The 19,614-nt window shown below is 55.9% G+C and carries 15 protein-coding genes and 1 pseudogene; 12 read left to right on the forward strand and 4 right to left on the reverse strand.

Features of this window, described 5'->3' with window-relative positions:
- Positions 1-100 precede the first annotated feature (100 nt).
- The 10 genes and pseudogenes from NWP14_RS01980 to NWP14_RS02025 form a co-directional block, all read left to right on the forward strand.
- Positions 101-208 (forward strand): annotated as a pseudogene (locus NWP14_RS01980) (Rhs element Vgr protein); the annotation flags it as partial.
- Between the two features lie 522 nt (positions 209-730).
- Positions 731-994 (forward strand): PAAR domain-containing protein, encoded by a 264-nt coding sequence (locus NWP14_RS01985; RefSeq protein ID WP_346431287.1) that lies wholly within the window; start codon positions 731-733, stop codon positions 992-994.
- Entirely contained in the window at positions 994-2,424 is a 1,431-nt protein-coding gene (locus NWP14_RS01990; RefSeq protein WP_375215089.1) for a hypothetical protein, read from the forward strand. Before NWP14_RS01985 ends, NWP14_RS01990 begins: the two co-directional genes overlap by 1 nt.
- 5 nt (positions 2,425-2,429) lie before the next feature.
- On the forward strand, positions 2,430-5,831 hold the full coding sequence (locus tag NWP14_RS01995) for an ImcF-related family protein (RefSeq protein WP_375214690.1): 3,402 nt from the start codon (positions 2,430-2,432) through the stop codon (positions 5,829-5,831).
- Complete coding sequence (gene tssA / locus NWP14_RS02000; protein ID WP_375214691.1) at positions 5,831-7,405, forward strand: type VI secretion system protein TssA; 1,575 nt, start codon at positions 5,831-5,833, stop codon at positions 7,403-7,405. Before NWP14_RS01995 ends, tssA begins: the two co-directional genes overlap by 1 nt.
- 302 nt (positions 7,406-7,707) lie before the next feature.
- Complete coding sequence (tssF, locus tag NWP14_RS02005; RefSeq protein WP_375214692.1) at positions 7,708-9,462, forward strand: type VI secretion system baseplate subunit TssF; 1,755 nt, start codon at positions 7,708-7,710, stop codon at positions 9,460-9,462.
- Complete coding sequence (tssG, locus tag NWP14_RS02010) at positions 9,426-10,511, forward strand: type VI secretion system baseplate subunit TssG (RefSeq protein WP_375214693.1); 1,086 nt, start codon at positions 9,426-9,428, stop codon at positions 10,509-10,511. Before tssF ends, tssG begins: the two co-directional genes overlap by 37 nt.
- Complete coding sequence (gene tssJ / locus NWP14_RS02015; RefSeq protein ID WP_375214694.1) at positions 10,489-11,034, forward strand: type VI secretion system lipoprotein TssJ; 546 nt, start codon at positions 10,489-10,491, stop codon at positions 11,032-11,034. Before tssG ends, tssJ begins: the two co-directional genes overlap by 23 nt.
- Positions 11,034-11,489 (forward strand): type VI secretion system baseplate subunit TssE, encoded by a 456-nt coding sequence (tssE, locus tag NWP14_RS02020; protein ID WP_375214695.1) that lies wholly within the window; start codon positions 11,034-11,036, stop codon positions 11,487-11,489. The genes tssJ and tssE overlap by 1 nt, the downstream gene beginning before the upstream one ends.
- A gap of 103 nt (positions 11,490-11,592) precedes the next feature.
- Positions 11,593-12,930, forward strand: a complete 1,338-nt coding sequence (locus NWP14_RS02025) for a VasL domain-containing protein (RefSeq protein WP_375214696.1) — start codon at positions 11,593-11,595, stop codon at positions 12,928-12,930.
- 186 nt (positions 12,931-13,116) lie between these two features.
- On the opposite strand, the gene ychF is transcribed toward NWP14_RS02025, so the two are convergent.
- Complete coding sequence (ychF, locus tag NWP14_RS02030; protein WP_095101955.1) at positions 13,117-14,208, reverse strand: redox-regulated ATPase YchF; 1,092 nt, start codon at positions 14,206-14,208, stop codon at positions 13,117-13,119.
- 117 nt (positions 14,209-14,325) lie between these two features.
- Complete coding sequence (pth, locus tag NWP14_RS02035) at positions 14,326-14,910, reverse strand: aminoacyl-tRNA hydrolase (RefSeq protein ID WP_041147674.1); 585 nt, start codon at positions 14,908-14,910, stop codon at positions 14,326-14,328.
- Positions 14,911-15,181: 271 nt separating this feature from the next.
- On the opposite strand from pth, the gene ychH reads away from it, so the two are divergent.
- Together ychH and NWP14_RS02045 are read left to right on the forward strand one after the other, a co-directional pair.
- Positions 15,182-15,457: a stress-induced protein YchH gene (gene ychH / locus NWP14_RS02040; RefSeq protein WP_346431313.1), complete on the forward strand. Its 276-nt coding sequence runs from the start codon at positions 15,182-15,184 to the stop codon at positions 15,455-15,457.
- Between the two features lie 227 nt (positions 15,458-15,684).
- Positions 15,685-16,728, forward strand: coding sequence for a MerR family transcriptional regulator (locus NWP14_RS02045; protein WP_375214697.1), 1,044 nt, complete (start codon positions 15,685-15,687; stop codon positions 16,726-16,728).
- Here the strand turns inward: NWP14_RS02045 and dauA are convergent, their stop codons facing one another.
- Both dauA and prs read right to left on the reverse strand, forming a co-directional pair.
- Positions 16,729-18,408 carry a C4-dicarboxylic acid transporter DauA gene (gene dauA / locus NWP14_RS02050; protein WP_095101961.1) on the reverse strand — a complete coding sequence of 560 codons (1,680 nt, stop codon included), beginning with the start codon at positions 18,406-18,408 and terminating at the stop codon, positions 16,729-16,731.
- A gap of 132 nt (positions 18,409-18,540) precedes the next feature.
- The gene (gene prs / locus NWP14_RS02055) at positions 18,541-19,488 is read right to left on the reverse strand and encodes a ribose-phosphate diphosphokinase (protein WP_004863536.1); all 948 of its coding nucleotides are present in this window, start codon (positions 19,486-19,488) and stop codon (positions 18,541-18,543) included.
- Between the last annotated feature and the right edge of the window lie 126 nt (positions 19,489-19,614).

The raw sequence follows: 19,614 nt of genomic DNA on the forward strand, positions 1-19,614 counted from the left end.
TCAATGTGCTTATACATTCTGATTTAGGAGAAGGGATTAACAAGGGATGAATTAAAGATGGAATTACATCAGAGTTTGATTGTGCACCAGGAGAGAAGGCATGAGCAACAACCCTCCGATAAGATTCAGCCATAACCACCACCTGCTGGCGGTGAAAGGGTGTGAAGCAGAGCTGGATGTACTGGCGTTTGAAGGTGCTGACTGGCTATTCTTACAATGCTCGCAATAATCGGAACAGATATTGCAAAATATGTAATTGATAGAAAGTCTGATGAAATGACCAGTATCAATGCCAAAAAATGATGCAGGGAATGTCTATGCAATCATTAACCTACAAGTTTAATTGTTGAAGAGTGATTTTTGATTCTGAGTGGTTTACAAGGTTTTTTCTGATATTTATGTCTGGTGGCGTTAGTTAATGGGTTTTGGCCATTATTCGTAATGGATATTGAATTTTATTTATATGGAGATACTGATGTTTGCACCAATCAATATTGGGATGCTTTATTTTGTTATAGCTATAATGTTAGTGTTAGGGCTCGTCTGCATTGGTTGTGCTGTGTATGGGCTTGTTAATTATAAAACTAATAAAGGTCAGTTTTGTATTGTTGTTTCTCTTGCGATAGTGGGCGGGTATTTTATTATGACTAGCCTGCCATAAAGCCTTTTTGGGGTAAGTTATTTCTATTGATTTTATTTAAAGTAACACTTCAACATAAAGAGATAACAAATGGGTAAATATGTCGTCGTTTTAGGAGATGCCACTACGCATGGCGGTAAAGTCACATCAGCCTCATCCAGTTTCGATATCTCAGGGAAGTATGCTGCGCTTTTAAATGACACAGTGTCCTGCCCCGAGCATGGCACAAGTAAAATCATTGAGTGCGATGTTTCTGCGTATGAAGAAAATAGCCGAGGTATTGTATTACATGGCTGCAAGACGCAGTGCGGTGCGAGCATTATCGCAAGCATGCAGGATATGGAGGTTGGTTGATGGGTTGGTCTCTTCCGGAGGTGCCTGAAAAAGAGCAGGCACCATCCTGGTCATCGTGGGTTTGCCTGTTGATTATTTTTCTCGGGCTTTTCATTGGGTTACTTGTTGCTGTACTGAAATCACCGACGACAGGGTTACCTTCATTGAGCAGTGGGGCCTGGCTACCACTGACGGCCTGGACATTTGCGGGCATTTCGGCAACCATCGCGGTTTACAGCTTCTGGTGGGAAACGCTGGCAATCCGTGTCTGGAACTGGAATGAGTGGTGCCGGAGCATGCGTCTGATGTGGCGCAGGCGCGCGCATCAACATCTTGTCATTCTCAGCCATGCTTTCATTGCTGCAGATCCGGGATTGCTGTCTCGTCTTGCACATACACAGGAAGGGGATAGTGCGGATACACTGCCTTTAACGCTGTTGCCGGACGACCCCTTTACGCCCGGAATTTCACGTTTTGAGCAGCTACTTCGCCATCTCACTGCTCAGATAATGCCTTCGATTCGGCGGCGATATCCTTCCGGCCCACTCCAGATTATTGTTCAGACCAACGGTAGCGACAAAGACCGTGAATCTCAGTCATTCCATCGTATCTGGACAGCAGGATCTCCCCCCTGGAAAGTCGAGATTCATTTTCAGGACGGTGACTCATCCTTTGATGACTGGAATCAGTTTTTCGGGTCCACAAAGAGAGCCGTACTGGTGCTGGCGATGCACTATCGGCTACCCGATGATGTTCTGCCTGAATTTGCCAGCGCATTATTTTTGATGCCTCCGTCGATGTTAAATCCGGGCGAACAAAAAAATGCGTTACGCCTTTTCCGGGCGATGCCGCTCGACACCCGTGTGCTTGTAACTGAACTCAGTGAATTACGGGATATGGCCCTCACACCTGCCAGCAAGAAGCACCTTGTTTGGCACAGCGGACTGTCAGATGCGCCACGGCAGTCAGTCGGCAGGGCACTGAATGACCTGTCGGTTGCTCTGTACGATGGCATTGGTACTGGCGGTGTCATTGATTATGACAGTGCATGCGTTCGGTATGGCGGTCTTGCTGGCTGGGCAATGATTGGGGCTGCGGCTGAGATGGCTGCTTACGGCCCTGCCTGCCAGTGGCTTTTTCTTGAAGGTGAGACTGATGCCTGGGCAGTGACGCTCGGAAACGCCGCCCCCGCAGTCGGGCACGATCATTTCGTTATTCAGCCACCCTTTCCCGGGGGCTCTGTTCTGATGGCATTGCTGCTGAATGTCGGGCTGTACAGCCTGATGATCCATTACTTCCCATCAACTGCATTCTCCTGGTTGGGGGTAACTCTTCTTCTGCTGTCACTGATAGTGACATTGCCTGGGCTGGCCATTTTGCTGAAACGAATTACAGCCCGTCTTCAGCGCCCAGGATTTATCAGGGTTGCACGACACTCCGGAAAGGAATAACCGGTATGAAAAAGGTTTCAAAGCCCCTGGGAGCTGGATTACTCATTGTGGCAGTTCTGCTGATGGTGCTCTTTGTTCTTGCACAGACAACGCAGTTGCCCTCTGACAATAGTGACGATAATTTCTGGTATGTGCTGTCTGGTTTTATCACTCTCACTGCCGCGCTGTGCACCATGGTCTTTTTTACGTTGTTCAGGCAGCAAAATCCTTCTCCCGTTACGCCTGATGGCGAAAATAATCACGCTCAAGAAAAATCGCCGGATCATTATGATTTTACTGCACTAAGCAAATATCTCAGAAGACGTTACTCGTCGTTCTGGCGGCGCAAGGTTCGTCTGCTGCTGGTCACCGGCGATGAGGCGGCAATCGAACTGCTGGTTCCAGGCCTGCAGGAAAACCAGTGGCTTGAAGGCAACCGTACCGTTCTTATTTACGGTGGCAGTCTGACTGCTGAGCCCGATAAGGAAAAATACACCGCGCTGCGTAAACTGCGCCGGGGTCGTCCTCTGGACGGGATTGTCCGGGTCATGCCTCAGTTGCTTAACCTGACCCCGCAAATCAGTGACAGCGACCTTCGCGGGCTGGAAAAAATCAGTGAATTGCTGCATTACTCAGCACCTGTCTGGCTGTGGCAGTTGTGTGACAGCAAATGGGCGCAGACAACGCGCACTGAGCAGGCGGTCGGGGCAATGTTCCCGCTGCGTGCAAAAGCTGATGATATTGCCCGTCAGCTCAAGCTGATGCTGTCGTCCCTGCGAACGCAGGGAGTGAGCCAGATCGCGGAAAACAACAGTCACGACTTCCTGCTGCGCCTGGGCCAGTACCTTAAAGATGGTGGCATCGCTCGCTGGGCTCAGCAACTGCTGCCATGGCTGGCCGCCTCCCAGCAACGCGTTCCGCTGCATGGCCTGATGTTCAGTCTGCCAGGGTATAAACCTGTCGATACGTCAGAGGAAACAGCCGGTGCTGAGACATTTATCCCTGAGTCACAGCGCCATGCGCTGACCCTGCCGTTAACCTGGCAGGGCATTGTGGATGACTGTACCCGCGTGCGTGGCCGTCGTGTCGGTATGGCATGGGAGCGGACGCTGGCCTGGGCCGTCATGGCTGTCATTGGCGTGTGGGGAATCGGGCTGCTGCTCTCCTTTGCGCTTAACTGGCAACAGATTTCTTCTGTGGCCGATAAAGCGCACGCCCTGGTGGAACACCCCTCCATATCGGATTATCAGCTGACGGCTCTGCATACCTTGCGTAATGACACCGGTCGCCTGCTGCACCATGTCCGGGAGGGAGCGCCCTGGTATCAGCGCTTTGGTCTGGACCATAACCAGCCGCTTCTCGACGCGATGCTGCCGTGGTATGGCGTGGTAAATAATCGCCTGATACGCGATCCGGCTAATGCTGCCCTGACGCAGAAACTCAGCGCGTTGGTGAACTCGTCGCCTGGCAGCGACCAGCGTGCCCAGCTGGCGAAACCGGGCTATAACCAGCTTAAAGCCTGGCTGATGATGGCCCGCCCGGATAAAGCCGATGGCGCGTTCTATGCGCAGACCATGAAAGCCGTGCAGCCGACCCGGACAGGCATCTCCACCGGCCTGTGGCAGAGCCTGTCCCCGGATCTGTGGGCATTCTACATAACTGAACTGCCACAGCAGCCACAGTGGAAAATCACGCCGAATGCGCAGCTGATCGGCCAGAGCCGTCAGGTGCTGTTGCAGCGGATTGGACGGCGCAACGCCGAAAGCACGCTGTATGAAAACATGCTCAAATCGGTGCGTCGTAATTTTGCCGATGTTTCTCTGGAAGACATGACCAGCGGTACCGATGCCCGTCGCCTGTTTACCACTGATGAAGTGGTGCCGGGGATGTTCACCCGTCAGGCATGGGAAGGGGGCATTCAGCAGGCCATCGAGAGGGCGGCCAGTTCCCGTCGCGATGAAATCGACTGGGTGCTGAGCGATTCCCGCAAGACAGTCTCGGCCGACCTGTCGCCGGAAGCGCTGAAAGCGCGTCTGACCCGGCGCTATTTCACCGACTTTGCCAGCAGCTGGCTGAACTTCTTCAACAGTCTCCACTGGAATCCTGCCAACAGCATTGCCGACGTCACCGACCAGCTGACGCTGATGAGTGATGTGCGCCAGTCACCGCTGATTGCCCTGATGAACACAATCGCCTGGCAGGGGCAAACCGGAGAACGGAGCGAAGGCCTTTCGGACTCTATCATCAAATCCGCGAAAGACCTGATGAGCGGGAAAGACAAGCCCATAATTGACCAGTCAGCGTCAGGTCCACAGGGACCACTGGATGAAACCTTTGGCCCGCTGCTGACGCTGATGGGCAAAAGCAAGGGCGGCAATGTGATGTCTGCCGACAGCACCCTGAGCCTGCAAACTTATCTCACGCGAATTACCCGAGTGCGTTTACGCCTGCAACAGGTGGCGAGCGCTACCGATCCGCAGGAGATGATGCAGACCCTGGCGCAGACGGTTTTCCAGGGCAAAAGCGTGGACCTGACTGACACCCAGCAGTACGGCAGCCTGATGTCCGCAAGCCTCGGCGAGGAGTGGAGCGGATTTGGCAGCACGATGTTTGTACAACCGCTGACCCAGGCATGGGAAACGGTCCTGCAGCCCTCAGCCGCCAGCCTTAACGACCGCTGGAGTCGCTCTGTTGTGGCGAACTGGCATACGGCCTTTGATGGTCGCTTCCCGTTTGCGGTCAGCAAAAGCGATGCCTCGCTGCCGATGCTGGCTGAATTTATCCGCAAGGACAGCGGACGTATTGACCGGTTCCTGACCACTGAACTTAACGGGGTGCTGCATAAAGAGGGCAGCCAGTGGGTGCCGGATACGGTAAACGGCCAGGGGCTGACGTTCAATCCGGCGTTTCTGCGGGCGGTCAACCAGCTTAGCCAGCTGTCAGACATTCTGTTTACCGACGGTAGTCAGGGAATAAGTTTTGAAATGCAGGCACGACCCGCATCTCAGGTGGTGGAAACCCGGCTGACCATTGACGGGCAGAAATTGCACTACTTCAACCAGATGGCCGACTGGCACTCTTTCCGCTGGCCAGGGGACACCTTCAAACCCGGAACCATGCTGACGTGGACCTCTACCAGCGCCGGAGCGCGTCTGTTCGGTGATTATAGCGGCAGCTGGGGCTTTATTCGCTGGCTGGATCAGGGCAAACGTCAGCGGCTCGACGGCAGTCAGTGGATGATGAGTTTTACCACCCCGGACGGACGCACCCTGCAATGGGTACTGCGCTCCCAGCTGGGTAATGGCCCGCTGGCGCTGCTGGCGTTACGCAACTTCAGCCTGCCAGAGCAGATATTCAGCGTGGATGCCTCTGCAACCTCTCTGGTTCTGGCTGATTCGAATAATGCAGCCATGGATGGAATGGAATAATGACGACATTACAAAATGTACTTCACGTCGATGAAAAGACGCTCCTGAGCCTTGCCCGGTCGCGCAGTGCTGACTGGGAGCGCTGGCTGAAGCCGATTAGCGACAATGAGCCAACCGGAGAGGATCCTGGATACGACGATGATTTTCAGCGCATCCGCGAAGAGGTCAACAAGCTTTCCGGCGTTGATACCGGCCTGATTTGCCAACTGGCGGAAAGGCTGCTGACCGGCGTCAGTAAGGATTTACGCGTTATCACCTTTTACGTTTGGGCGCGCCTGCATCAGGATGGTGAGCCTGGGTTTTCGCAGGGACTTGAGCTGATGGCCTCGATGCTGGAGCGGTTTGGCCGCCGGCTGCATCCTCTTCGCGATCGCAGCCGTAAAGCTGCCCTGGAATGGCTGGGCAGCAGTCGCGTGACAAATAGCCTGTCGCTGTATCCTGAGGTTGATATGGCTATCATGCAGCGCATTGGCGCGGCTCTGTTGCTGTCTGAACGGTCTTTGCAGAAGTTTGATGAAGATGCCCGCCCGGATCTTGGGAGGCTGTATCAGGCCCTGGATAACCGACTGGTACAGAACGGCGGTGCCAATAGTCTGGTGCCACAAACCAGCCGGGAAGAGGGCGCGATTGCCCCGTCAGCGCCGGTGATGAACGCCGTCACGTCGGGACGAGATTTGCTCGATCAGACCAAAGTGCTGGCGAAATATCTTCGCGATCGGCCGGGAGGCTGGCTGGCCGGACACCATCTGCTAAAAAGTGTGCGTTGGGATACGCTGATGGAGCTCCCGCCTCTGGATGCTTCCGGGCGCACCCGTCTGGAACCACCGAAGCCAGATAATAAAGCGCACCTCAAACGCCTGTATCTTCAGAAAAGCTGGGTTGAACTGCTCGAGCATACGGACACTTTACTGGCGCAGGGCGTCAATCACCTGTGGCTGGATGTGCAGTGGTATACCTGTCAGGCGCTGATGAAGCTGGATAACGACAGCGTGCGTGCAGACATTATCTGCCGTGACCTTAAGGGTTTGCTGACCCGTCTCCCGGGGCTGGAAGTTCTGGCTTTCAGCGACGGCACATCTTTCGCTGATGAAGTGACCCTGAGCTGGATAAACGAAAGCGTACTGGATGACATACCCGGATGGAAAGATGAGTCGATATCAGCCGTTACCGCTGGCAGCCATGATGTGCTGACTCTGGAGCCAGAAGTGCTGGCGAAAGCAGACGAGGACGGAATTGAAGCCGCGCTCAACTGGCTGCAGGCTCAGCCGGGCTATACCACCTCCCGGAACCAGTGGCTGATGCGCCTGTTGATGGCCCGGGTAAGTGAACAGTATGGGAAAAACGAAATGGCCCTGCATCTGTTGGGTGAGCTCGACGGCAGCGCCAGGGGGCTCACTCTTGAACAGTGGGCGCCTGAGTTGGCGTTTGAAGTTAAAGCCCGGAGGCTAAAACTGTTGCGAAGTAAGGCCGGACGCAGTGAAGCCGACAAAACGCGGCTGCAGCCTGAAATGGACGCTCTGTTGTCCGGGCTGATCTCTCTGGATCCTGCACGGGCTGCGGTGCTTTGCAACTGACCCTCTTACCAGAAGGAACGGACTAACATGGCAGAACTTCCTCCCTCCTTTCTTCAACGCATAGTGCATGTTTCGTGTCGGTTTAAATACATAACGTGTTGAATGGTAAGGCCGTTGAAAATGCACCCGGTGGGTTGCGTTTAAAGAGGGTGAAATTATTCAGGTATCAATATTATTTTATATCAATGTAGTGTTGGAAATAATTTCAATGAATCGGTAAATACGAAGTTATTAGATTCCAGGTGCCGATTCAGGAATTATTCTCCGCTCCCCAGTAAATAAACATTAATTAAGACGAATCTATGGACGACTTAACCCTGCGTTATTATGACGCCGAAATGCGCTATCTGCTGGAAGCCGGGGAAGAGTTTGCCCGTGCTCATCCGGAGCAGGCGGCAATGCTCAATCTGGATAAAGCGGGCGCGCGCGATCCGTTCGTGGAACGCCTGTTTGAAGGCTTTGCCTTCCTGATGGGCCGATTGCGCGAGAAGCTCGATGACGACCTGCCAGAATTGACCGAAGGGCTGGTCAGCCTGCTGTGGCCGCACTATCTGCGTACCATCCCATCGATGTCGGTGGTGGAGTTCACGCCGGACTGGCGCGAAATGAAGGAGCAGATGCGTATCGACAAAGGCTTTGAGGTGCATTCCCGGCCGATCGGTGAGAAGGGGACGCGCTGTCGTTATTCCACTACGAAAGCGATAGACCTTCAGCCCCTCTCGCTGGATCGCGCCAGCCTGGCGACCGATTCTGATGGCCGCTCGGTTGTCACACTGCGCTTTGACTGCAGCAAGCTGGCGGACTGGAGCCGTATCGACCTGCACCATATTCCGTTCTATTTCAATGCCGACGCTCCGCTGGCCTGCGCCATGCATGAAGTCTTCACCATGAATGCAGCCAGGATGTGGCTGCGGATGCCCGGTGATGTGGAAAGAAAACCGCTGGACGGGTATTTCACCGCGCTCGGGTTTGGCGATAGCGATACCCTGTGGCCGAAGGGCAGCAGCAGTTTCAGCGGTTACCAGCTGCTGCTGGAGTACTTTACCTTCCGCGAGAAATTCATGTTCACCGACCTGCGCGGGCTGGATACCGTGGCATTTCCGCCTGAGCTCCCCTGGTTTGAAATCGACGTGGTGCTGGCGGAACGCTGGGAGCATGACTTCAGTTTTACCGAAAAGCATCTGCGCCTGAACTGCGTGCCGGTGATTAATCTGTTTCCGCTGGAATCCGATCCGCTGACGCTCAACTCGCTGCAGATGGAATACATGCTGCGCCCGATGCGGGTACAGGATGGTCATACCGAGATTTACGCCGTGGATTCGGTCATGTCATCAAGCCAGCATACTTATGTGCCGTTCTCGAGCTTTCGTCACAAGGGCGGGATGATGCGTCATGAGGCCCCGGAATATTACTATCACACCCGCGTGCGTCGGGGGCCGTCCGGGATACATAACACCTGGCTGATACTCGGTGGCGAAGCGTTTGATAATCACACCGTGCCTGTAGATGAAAGCCTGTCTCTGACGCTCACCGGCACCAACGGTCAGCTGCCTCGTCGGGCTCTGCAAAGCACCGTGCTCGATACGGTGATGAAAACCACCTCGGTCAGTATCGCCGTACGCAATCTCTGTGCTCCGACGCTGCCGTGCTATCCGCCGGCGCAGGATCGCTTTCACTGGCGCGTGCTAAGCCACCTCGGCAGCGGTTTCCTCTCAATGATGGATAATGCCGAAGTGCTGCGCGGTACCCTGGCGCTGTATGAGTGGACAGACAGCGAGATGAACCGCCGCCGTCTGGAAGCGATTATCAACGTGAAACACAGCGAAACCGATCGCTTTGAACAGGGCTACCTGGTGCGCGGTGTGCAGATAGAAGTGACGCTCGACGCTCATGGCTTTGCCGGAAGAGGGGATATTTGCCTGTTTGGCGAGATGTTGAGCCGCTTCTTCGCGCTTTATACCGACATCTATCTGTTTAACCGCCTGATTATCATTCTGCAACCGACCGGAGAACGCCTGGAATGGGAAGAGAAGCACAACCGCCGTATTCCCGGCTGACCCCACGGCTGGAGGCCGACCTTCAGCGTATTAACTTTTACCGTTTCTGCCAGCTGCTGGAAAAGCTTCATCCGGGTAAACCGCTGATGGGCTCAACCAGTCATCCCGCTGACGATCCGGTGCGCTTTGCCCCTCATCCGGGGATGGGGTTTCCGGTCAGCGAACTGAAAGCCGTCGAATACGACGAAGACGATGACAGTAAACCACCGGTGATCCGTACCAACTTTATGGGGATGTACGGCGTCGACTCACCGCTGCCGACCGCTTATCTCGATGACATCGCCCAGCGCCGGGAGGGGCATGGCGCGCTGCAGGGCTTTCTGGATATCTTCAGCCACCGCATCCTGACGCAGTTTTACCGCATCTGGCGGAAGTACTCCTGGCCGGTCACGTTCGAGCCCGGTGGGAGCGACAACATTTCACAGTCGCTGCTGGGTCTGGTGGGACTGGGTATCCCCGGTACCGCAGAGCATATTGCTACCCCGGTGTCGCGCTTTTTGGCTCTGCTCGGCGTGTTGCGTCAGCCTGGGAAAACCCAGGAGGGGATGCAGGCGCTGGTGAGTCTGCTGGCACCTGAGACAACGGTGCTGCTTAGACCGTACTGTCTGCGGCCGGTGGAAGTCAGTCAGCCTATGGGCTTTTACGGCGAGAAGGATTTTTTGCTGGATGGCAACGTGCCGCTTGGTGATGAAGTGATGGATGCCAGCAGCCAGCTGCTGATTGCGCTTTCAACGGACAACCTGCATGAAGCGCAGGGCTGGAAGCCGGATGGCCTGCTGTATCAGGATTTTCTGGTGATGCTGCGGGTCTATCTGGGCTGGCGCTTTAAGGCAAAAATCACCCTGACCACGCTGACTCGCTTGTTGGTCGTCCCGCCGCTCGGTGAAGGCAAGTTCTGGCTCGGCATGAATGGCGTGCTGGGAGCTGAAGATGAAGTGTTTCTGGACGATATCCCGCAGACCTTTACGACGGAACTGGGTAATTACAGCGGCATGCACCCCGCCACACCACAACAAGGAAACCGATGTGTTACGTATAAGTTCGACTAAAATCGCATGCCGGCTGCTGCCGCTGCTGGCGTTTAGCCTGATGGGATGTGGGGTGACGCAGAGCGTCACTGATGGTACTAAATCGGTCTTTAGCTCCTTTTTTTACAAGAAAATTAAAGTCCTGCATCTCGATTTTGTGGCGCGCGAGGCGCTGAATACCGATGCACGTGAGAGCAATTCGCTATCCGAGCCAGTGGTAGTCAGAGTGTATCAGCTGAAAGAACGCAAAACCTTCGACAAGACGGTATATCAGCAGCTGCTGAGAGATGACGATACCCAGCTGAACGCTGATTTGCTGGCCACGCGTGATGTAGTTGTGAAGCCGGGCGGCGATGCGAATCTCGATATGCCAATGGAAGCCGATGCGCAGTTTGTGGCCGTTGCCGGGCTGTTCCGTCATCCGGATATGGTGAATAACACCTGGAAGCTGGTCATCGAACGTGAAGACCTCGATCCCGACAAACCGCGAATTCTGGAAGCCGGAAATAATCATCTGACGCTACAGCCCGTTAAGGATGATTAATGTCACAGGGACACAATACCCCCTCGCTGTATGAAATTCTCTACGGCAACTTCGCCGGCGGCCTCGATCTCAACCACGTCAGCGAGCAGAACCAGGCGATTCTGTCAGTGCTGGACAACATGCAGCGCATTCTTAACTGCCGTGCCGGCACGCTGGCGCATTTGCCGGACTACGGTCTGCCGGATATGACTAAAATCCTGCAGGGTATGCCTGGCTCCGCCCATGAGCTTATGGGGACGCTGTCGGCCGTTCTGCTCAAATATGAACCGCGGCTGAAAAGCATTAGCGTTATTCTCCTTGAGCAGGAGGTCCCCGGAGAGCTGCGTTATGCGATCGATGCTGAGCTGAAAGGGGTGGGCCTGGTGCGCTATGGCACCGAGTTTATGCCCGAGGGCCGGATATTAATTCGCCACCTAAAGCAACAGCATTATTTCGACAGAAATCCCCGCATGTAGGGATGCCGGGCAGGCCGGCACGATATCTTCCTCGGGACGAGTGACTGCCAGCTCCCGGAGTGAATCGCCAATCTCTGCCTGCCAATCCACGGATGAATCCATTATGAAAAGCACAGAACCCCGAGATATTCGCACGGGCGGCGATCCGCGCCCGTTTCCTGACTTCATCGCCCTTCGCGATGAAATGAGCAAGCAGACGCATCCCGCCAGGCCTGATATTCACTGGGAGCGGGTGGAGAAATTGTCGCTGGCGCTGTTTGATAAAAATGGGATTGAGCTGCAGACAGGGGCCTGGTACACCCTGGCGCGCAGCCATCTGGCGCGCGTGGAAGGCATGAACGAAGGTCTGAAGATCGTTGCCACGATGCTCAGCCGCCAGTGGGCGCAATACTGGCCACGGGCCAGCCACCCGCGGGCAGAAATTCTCTCCGGGCTGTTTCAGCGGCTGCAGAAAGTGTTCCGCACCTTTACCCTGAGCCATGAGGATTATCATCAGCTCCTGCAGCTGGAGTCGACGCTTGATTTCCTGAGCAGCATCCTTGCCCGCCAGGAACTGCTGCAGATAAGCCAGATAGAGCCGCTGGTGCAGCAGGTGTGCAGCGCGCTGACGCGCGTGGAAAATGCGCCAGAGCCGCAACTATCCGCTACAGCCATTACTCTTCCTGCTACGCAGGTTCCGCCGATCGGATTGAACGAATCACAACCAGAGCCCCGGCGGCCGAATGCAATCCCGCCAGCTTCCGCCGCCGCCGTTAACAGGATCCACAAAACGGCGCCTGCGCCAAAGCGGGTCGGCCTATTCGCCTGCGGGATGCTGACGGCCTTTGCGTTGAGTGCCGCAGTCTTTATCGGCGGGCACTCCCTGGCTCGCTCGGATCAAGCGGGTCAACAGCCCGACAGCCGCAAGCAGCCGCTACCCTGGCTGCCCGGCGCGGCGGCAGGCGAGACGTTCAGATCTTCTGGCTCAGCCGCCGGCTGGTTGAAGGATGCCTCGCTGAGGTTAGAGGCGCTTTCTGCCCTCCCGCCTGACTGGCATCTCCGCTATGGTCAGGATCTGATAAACCAGGCTCACGCGCTGTGGCCGGGGCTTTCCGGGGCTGAACAGTTGGGTACTCAGTGGCAGCAAAAGCTTGCCCTGAACGGGACTCCGGATGATTCGCTCGCAGGCTGGCATCAGGGCATGCGCAAGCTCCAGAGCCTGAGCGAACAGCTCAACGCCCTGGATGGACAGAAGGGGAAATACATGACCGTCAGCGAGCTGAAATCACAGGTGTTTGCCGCCATTCAGGCATTTAATAAATCCGTGCCGGTGGAGGAGCAGCTCCGTCAGATGTCTGAGCGGCAAGAGCCAGGGATGATCCCGCAGGCGCAGAAGCTTCAGGTGGAGCAGCACTTACAGCAGCTCATCACCCGATACTCGGCGCTAACCAACCGGGAATAGCACTCCTGGCCGGGCAGTTTGTTTGCACTGCAACCGCGCTGAATAGTCATGTGAAAAAGCGCCTAAGGGCATTTTTTCGCGCTGCGGCAGCGTCAGATACAAAAAACCACGCAGTTGCGTGGTTTTTTTATGCTGTCTTCCGGCTGTCATGAGATTCCGTGAAGCCCCATGAGCCAACGGCAACTCTTAGACGTTGAACAGGAAGTTCATTACGTCGCCATCTTTAACGATGTAGTCTTTGCCTTCGGCGCGCATCTTACCGGCTTCTTTCGCGCCTTGTTCGCCTTTGTAAGCGATAAAGTCTTCATAGGCGATAGTCTGAGCGCGGATAAAGCCTTTTTCGAAATCGGTGTGAATTTTACCCGCCGCCTGCGGCGCGGTCGCGCCGACAGGGATCGTCCACGCGCGGACTTCTTTAACGCCGGCGGTGAAGTAGGTTTGCAGGTTCAGCAGCTCGTAGCCTGCGCGGATAACGCGGTTCAGGCCCGGCTCTTCCAGGCCCAGTTCGGCCATAAACTCATCGCGGTCAGCGTCGTCAAGTTCCGCAATATCGGATTCAACGGCGGCGCAGACGGCAACCACCACTGAGCCTTCGGCGGCAGCGATTTCGCGGACTTTATCGAGATACGGGTTGTTCTCGAAGCCGTCTTCGTTGACGTTAGCGATGTACATGGTTGGCTTCAGGGTCAGGAAGCTCAGGTATTTGATGGCGGCTTTATCTTCGTCCGTCAGCGCCAGCGCGCGCAGCATGCCGGCGTTTTCGAGCTGCGGCAGACATTTTTCCAGCGCGACCAGTTCAGCTTTCGCGTCTTTATCGCCGCCTTTTGCCTTCTTCTGTACGCGATGAATTGCGCGTTCGCAGGTATCAAGATCGGACAGCGCCAGCTCGGTGTTGATAACGTCGATATCGTCAGCCGGGTCCACTTTGTTGTTCACGTGGATGATGTTGTCGTTTTCAAAGCAGCGAACAACGTGGCCGATAGCTTCGGTTTCGCGAATGTTGGTCAGGAACTGGTTACCCAGGCCTTCGCCCTTGGATGCGCCTTTTACCAGGCCCGCGATGTCGACGAATTCCATGGTAGTCGGCAGGATGCGCTGTGGTTTAACGATTTCGGCCAGCTTATCCAGACGCGGATCGGGCATCGGTACGACACCGGTGTTCGGCTCAATAGTACAGAAGGGGAAGTTGGCCGCTTCAATACCCGCTTTGGTGAGCGCATTGAACAGGGTGGATTTGCCGACGTTGGGCAAACCGACGATACCGCATTTGAATCCCATGATTTAAATCACCTTAATCTTTGGATAATCAACCTGTTACATTGAACAGATTGTAGAAAAGTAAATAGCTTCGCCTATTATACACGGTGTGCGGCAAAAATTCCGCACGTCGGCCGGTTATTGCGCTTTAAATGCGTGTAAACGGTTGGTCGCTTTGGTCAGGCCTTCTTTCAGCCAGACTTCCGTGCAGCGCGCGGCTTCATCAACGGCCTCATCAATCAGTTTCTGCTCGCTAAGCGGCGGTTTACCTAATACAAAGCCGACAACTTTGTTTTTATCGCCCGGATGGCCGATTCCGACGCGTAAGCGATGAAAGTTCGGGTTATTGCCCAGTTTGCTGATGATATCCTTCAGGCCGTTATGCCCGCCGTGGCCGCCGCCGAGCTTAAATTTCGCCACGCCGGGCGGTAAATCCAGCTCATCATGCGCAACCAGGATCTCATCGGGATTAATCCGGTAAAAGGTGGCCATCGCCGCCACGGCTTTACCGCTGAGGTTCATAAAGGTGGTCGGCACCAGCAGACGGACATCCTCGCCGGCAAAGTTAATCCGCGAGGTGTAGCCGTAGAATTTGCTCTCTTCGCGCAGCGGGGCGCGGTGGCGGTCGGCCAGGAGGTCTACATACCAGGCGCCCGCGTTATGGCGTGTTGCCGCGTATTCCGCACCGGGGTTAGCCAGGCCGACAATCAGTTTTATCGTCACTTTTATATCCTGCATGGGTCGTTCTCTGGCGCGTAGTGTACTGTCTGCGAGCGCGCTTGACAAAATTCTGCCAGCGCAGCGCTATTGCCACGATAATTTCGCCGGTGAACCATTAGAATTTGATGTTGTTCAGTAAGTTATTTGTAAACTTTTGTTGGTTTGATGTTCGCTAATGTGATCGCCAACGCAATCACTCTTCTGCCCGTTGTCTATACTAGACCTATAAGTTCTGAGGGTACTCTCAGATAACCCAAAGTTCCGGAGGTGACATATGAAACGCAGAAACGCTTCGTTACTCGGTAATATACTGATGGGTTTAGGGTTGGTCGTCATGGTTGTTGGCGTCGGCTACTCCATTTTAAACCAGCTTCCGCAGCTTGACCTGCCGCAGTTTTTCGCGCACGGCGCAATTCTAAGCATCTTCGTCGGTGCCGTTCTTTGGCTTGCCGGCGCGCGCGTCGGCGGTCATGAACAGGTCGGCGACAGATACTGGTGGGTGCGTCACTACGACAAACGCTGCCGTCGTGACCAGCATCGCCACAGCTAAGTCAGTCCGTTGCCTGCACCTGTCGCCAGGCGGGTGCAATTTTGTGAACTTATCCGCACTGCCGCCAGCCGCGATCTAACCGGCTGGCTGACTATGTTACTCCCGCTTATTTTACTCCCGCAACGCCCGTCCCGCTGATATTGTTGCCCCAGTTGATAAATATGCGCTTGACCCTGACGTAACGTCAGGCTGCAGAGTAGCGCCACTGGCAGACAAAAGGAGCAGTCATGTTAATTCAGGTGGGGGAACTGGCGAAACGCGCCGGAATGACCGTCCGTACGCTGCATCACTATGAACAAACCGGGCTGCTGACGCCTTCGGCCAGAAGCGCGGCGGGTTATCGGCTGTACGATCTGGCGGCCGTTCAGCGGCTGCATATGATTAAGGCGCTGGCACAGGCCGGGCTGGAACTCGCCGCTATTAAGGAGCATCTCGATCGCGGTTCGCTTTCGTTATCCGGTTTGCTGGTGCGGCAAATTGCCACCCTTGATACGCAGCTGCGCACTATTTCAACGCTGCGCGAAAGGCTGGCGCTGCTCCGCGATGAGCTGGGTAGCGGGCATGAACCCGATCTGGAGTCCTGGCTACAAACCCTGGAGCTTATGAAAATGTACGATCGTTGGTTTAGTCCGCAGGAGCTACAGACGCTGCCGTTCGCAGAACAGGATGAACAGCGCAATCAAATCTGGCAGGCGCTGGTCATTGAAGCGCGGCAGCTGATGCAGGAGAACTGCCCGCCTGATTCGCCGTCGGCGATGGCGCTGGCTACCCGCTGGATGGAGCGCCTGGAGCTTGACACCGCCGGGCGGCCGGAGTTTCTCACCCGCCTCAATGAGATGCACGTTGCGGAACCGCAAATGCGCGCGCAAACCGGGATCACGCCCGAGGTCGTGGACTACATTACCCACGCCTTTGCGCAAAGTAAGCTGGCGATTTGGGCGCGCTATCTGAACGCCGACGAGCTGGCGTTTACCCGTGAGCACTACTTCGATCGGCTGATGGAGTGGCCGGGGCTGGTATCGGCGCTGCATCAGGCCTGCGCTGAGCAGACCGATCCGGCATCCGAGGCGGGGCAAAATCTTGCGCGGCAGTGGCTGGCGCTGTTCCAGTCGTATGCCGGCACCAGCCCGCAGACCCAGCAAAAGTTTCGCCACGCGATGGAGCGCGAACCGCATCTGATGAAGGGGACGTGGATGACGCCGCCGGTGCTCGGCTGGCTCCAGCAGGCGATAGGCGTGATGATGCAGGCGCGAACGCCCGCATCCCGCTAGTTAAATATCCGCCAGCGCGGCGTTGCGATCGGGGTAGAAGCTCAGGCGTCCGGCAATGGGCTGGACTCCGGCGCGCGCCAGGGTACGCAGCGGCTGAAACTCCAGATTAGACACCCGCAGCTCGCAGCCTTCCGGCAGCTTTTTCACGAAGCGCTGGAAGGCATCCAGGCCGCCGGCGTCCAGCACCGGCACCGCATCCCATTTCAGCACCACGATCCGCTTACCCTCAATCCGCGTTTCCAGATCGTTAAACAGCCCCTCGGCGGCGGCGAAGAACAGCGGGCCGATAACCCGCAGCACCAGCACGTCGTCGGGCACGTCTACGTTGACCGGGGCCAGGCGCGTCATGCGGGCGATACGGCGCATAAACAGCAGCGAAGCCAGCACGATACCGACGCTAATCGCGATGACCATATCAAACAGCACCGTCAGCGACATGCACATCAGCATGACCACGATGTCGTCTTTTGGCGCGTAGCGCAGCAAATTCACCACCTTGTGCGCTTCGCTCATATTCCACGCCACCATCAGCAGCAGCGCCGCCATCGCCGAAAGCGGCAGCCAGGAGAGCAGCGGGGCAAGGATCAGCAGCGCCATGATCACCAGCAGCGCATGGATCACCGCGGAGATCGGTGAGGTCGCCCCGGCGCGCACGTTTGCCGCCGAGCGGGCAATCGCCGCGGTCGCGGTAATGCCGCCGAAGAAAGGCGCGACGATATTGCCCAGACCCTGACCAATCAGCTCGCTGTTAGCCTTATGCTTGGTACCGGTCATACCATCCAGCACCACCGCGCACAGCAGCGATTCAATAGCGCCGAGCATCGCCATTGAGAATGCCGCCGGCAGCAGCGCCTGCAGCGAAGCCCAGCTGAGGGTGAAATCAGAGCCCGGCATATCCCAGGGCAGCACCAGCTGCGGCAGCAGCTGTGGAATGCCGCTTCCCTGGCTGCCGTCGGCGAGCGTGTAGTGGAACTGGGAGCCGATGGTAGCGACGTGGCCGCCCAACAGGGTGACAACCGCCATCACCGCACAGCCCGCCAGCAGCGCGGGAAGATGACCCGGCAGGCGGATCCCAAGGCGCGGCCAGATGATGAGGATTGCAAGCGTCACGATGCCAATCGCGGCGTCGCCAACGTTGATCGTCGGCAGCGCCATAATCAGCGCGGAGACTTTCTGCAAATAGTGCTCCGGCACGTGCGCCATCTGCAGGCCAAGGAAGTCCTTAATCTGCATGGTACCGATAGTAATCCCGATACCTGAGGTAAACCCGAGGGTCACCGAGAGCGGGATATATTCAATCAGCCGCCCGAAGCGTGCCAGGCCGAAGAGAATTAAAAAAATACCGGACATCAGCGTCGCGACCAGCAGCCCGGCGAGGCCAAACTGCTGCGATACCGGGTAGAGGATCACCACAAAGGCGGCGGTCGGGCCGGAAACGCTAAAGCGCGAGCCGCCGGTCAGCGCAATGATGATCCCGGCGACGGCGGAGGTATAGAGTCCGTACTGCGGCGCTACGCCGCTGCCAATTGCCAGAGCCATTGCCAGCGGAATGGCAATAATCCCCACCGTTATCCCGGCAATCAGGTCGCGGGTGAAGCGCGAAGCGGTATATTTTTCTTTCCAGCAGGCGTCGATGAGAGCGCGGAAAGGCATCACGTGTGAGGAGAATAATCTGTTCACGATAATGTTTCATCCATGGGCATGGGCGCATCATCTGTCAACTAAATGGCAGGTGAAGGAGGCAATAGTCATACAAATTGGTTTGAGAGACAAAAAAACCCGCCTCAGCGGGTTTCTTTGGGCCGTGCTCGATTAATGCTCGAACATTGCAGAGATAGATTCTTCGTTGCTGATACGACGAATCGCTTCTGCCAGCATACCGGAAAGCGTCAGGGTGCGGACTTTTTCCAGCGCTTTGATTTCTGGCGCCAGCGGGATGGTATCGCAGACGACGAATTCATCAATCACAGAGTTTTTAATGTTCTGGATAGCGTTGCCGGAGAAAATCGGGTGAGTAGCGTAAGCAAAGACGCGTTTAGCACCACGTTCTTTCAGCGCTTCAGCCGCTTTGCACAGCGTGCCGCCGGTATCGATCATGTCGTCAACCATGACGCAGTCGCGGCCCGCCACGTCGCCGATGATATGCATCACCTGGGAGACGTTAGCGCGCGGACGACGTTTGTCGATGATTGCCATATCGGTATCGTTCAGCAGTTTGGCGATAGCGCGGGCGCGCACGACGCCGCCGATGTCCGGAGAAACCACGATCGGGTTATCCAGATTCAGCTGCAGCATATCTTCCAGCAGGATTGGGCTGCCGAATACGTTATCAACCGGAACGTCGAAGAAGCCTTGGATCTGTTCAGCGTGCAGGTCAACGGTCAGCACGCGGTCAACGCCAACGCTGGACAGGAAGTCCGCAACCACTTTAGCAGTGATTGGCACACGGGCGGAACGAACGCGGCGGTCCTGACGAGCATAGCCGAAGTAAGGAATAACAGCGGTGATACGACCCGCCGAAGCGCGACGCAGGGCATCAACCATAACAACCAGTTCCATCAGGTTGTCGTTGGTGGGAGCACAAGTGGACTGGATGATGAAAATATCACCACCGCGTACGTTTTCATTGATTTGTACGCTGACTTCGCCGTCGCTAAAACGACCTACAGCGGCGTCGCCAAGAGAAGTGTACAGGCGGTTGGCAATACGTTGTGCTAGTTCCGGGGTGGCGTTACCAGCAAAAAGCTTCATATCAGGCACGAGAAGAACCTCAGGCATGCGTCCAGTGGTGGATGAAAAGGGCCAAAAACTGTGCGGCGGCGCCATTCCATCCAGGCGGTGTATTTAAAGAGAGCGATGCAACGTCTGGAACAGGGTGACGTTGTC

Source organism: Klebsiella sp. C349492 (assembly GCF_042055345.1).
GTDB classification, from domain to species: Bacteria; Pseudomonadota; Gammaproteobacteria; order Enterobacterales; family Enterobacteriaceae; genus Klebsiella; species Klebsiella scottii.

Excerpts from the sequence above, each read along its gene's own strand:
- tssG (WP_375214693.1), top strand. The coding sequence starts at position 9,426 with ATGGGAAGAGAAGCACAACCGCCGTATTCCCGGCTGACCCCACGGCTG.
- ychH (WP_346431313.1), top strand. The coding sequence starts at position 15,182 with ATGAAACGCAGAAACGCTTCGTTACTCGGTAATATACTGATGGGTTTA.
- tssA (WP_375214691.1), top strand. The coding sequence starts at position 5,831 with ATGACGACATTACAAAATGTACTTCACGTCGATGAAAAGACGCTCCTG.
- NWP14_RS01995 (WP_375214690.1), top strand. The coding sequence starts at position 2,430 with ATGAAAAAGGTTTCAAAGCCCCTGGGAGCTGGATTACTCATTGTGGCA.
- NWP14_RS02045 (WP_375214697.1), top strand. The coding sequence starts at position 15,685 with ATGTTAATTCAGGTGGGGGAACTGGCGAAACGCGCCGGAATGACCGTC.
- tssF (WP_375214692.1), top strand. The coding sequence starts at position 7,708 with ATGGACGACTTAACCCTGCGTTATTATGACGCCGAAATGCGCTATCTG.
- NWP14_RS02025 (WP_375214696.1), top strand. The coding sequence starts at position 11,593 with ATGAAAAGCACAGAACCCCGAGATATTCGCACGGGCGGCGATCCGCGC.
- ychF (WP_095101955.1), bottom strand. The coding sequence starts at position 14,208 with ATGGGATTCAAATGCGGTATCGTCGGTTTGCCCAACGTCGGCAAATCC.
- NWP14_RS01985 (WP_346431287.1), top strand. The coding sequence starts at position 731 with ATGGGTAAATATGTCGTCGTTTTAGGAGATGCCACTACGCATGGCGGT.
- NWP14_RS01990 (WP_375215089.1), top strand. The coding sequence starts at position 994 with ATGGGTTGGTCTCTTCCGGAGGTGCCTGAAAAAGAGCAGGCACCATCC.
- tssE (WP_375214695.1), top strand. The coding sequence starts at position 11,034 with ATGTCACAGGGACACAATACCCCCTCGCTGTATGAAATTCTCTACGGC.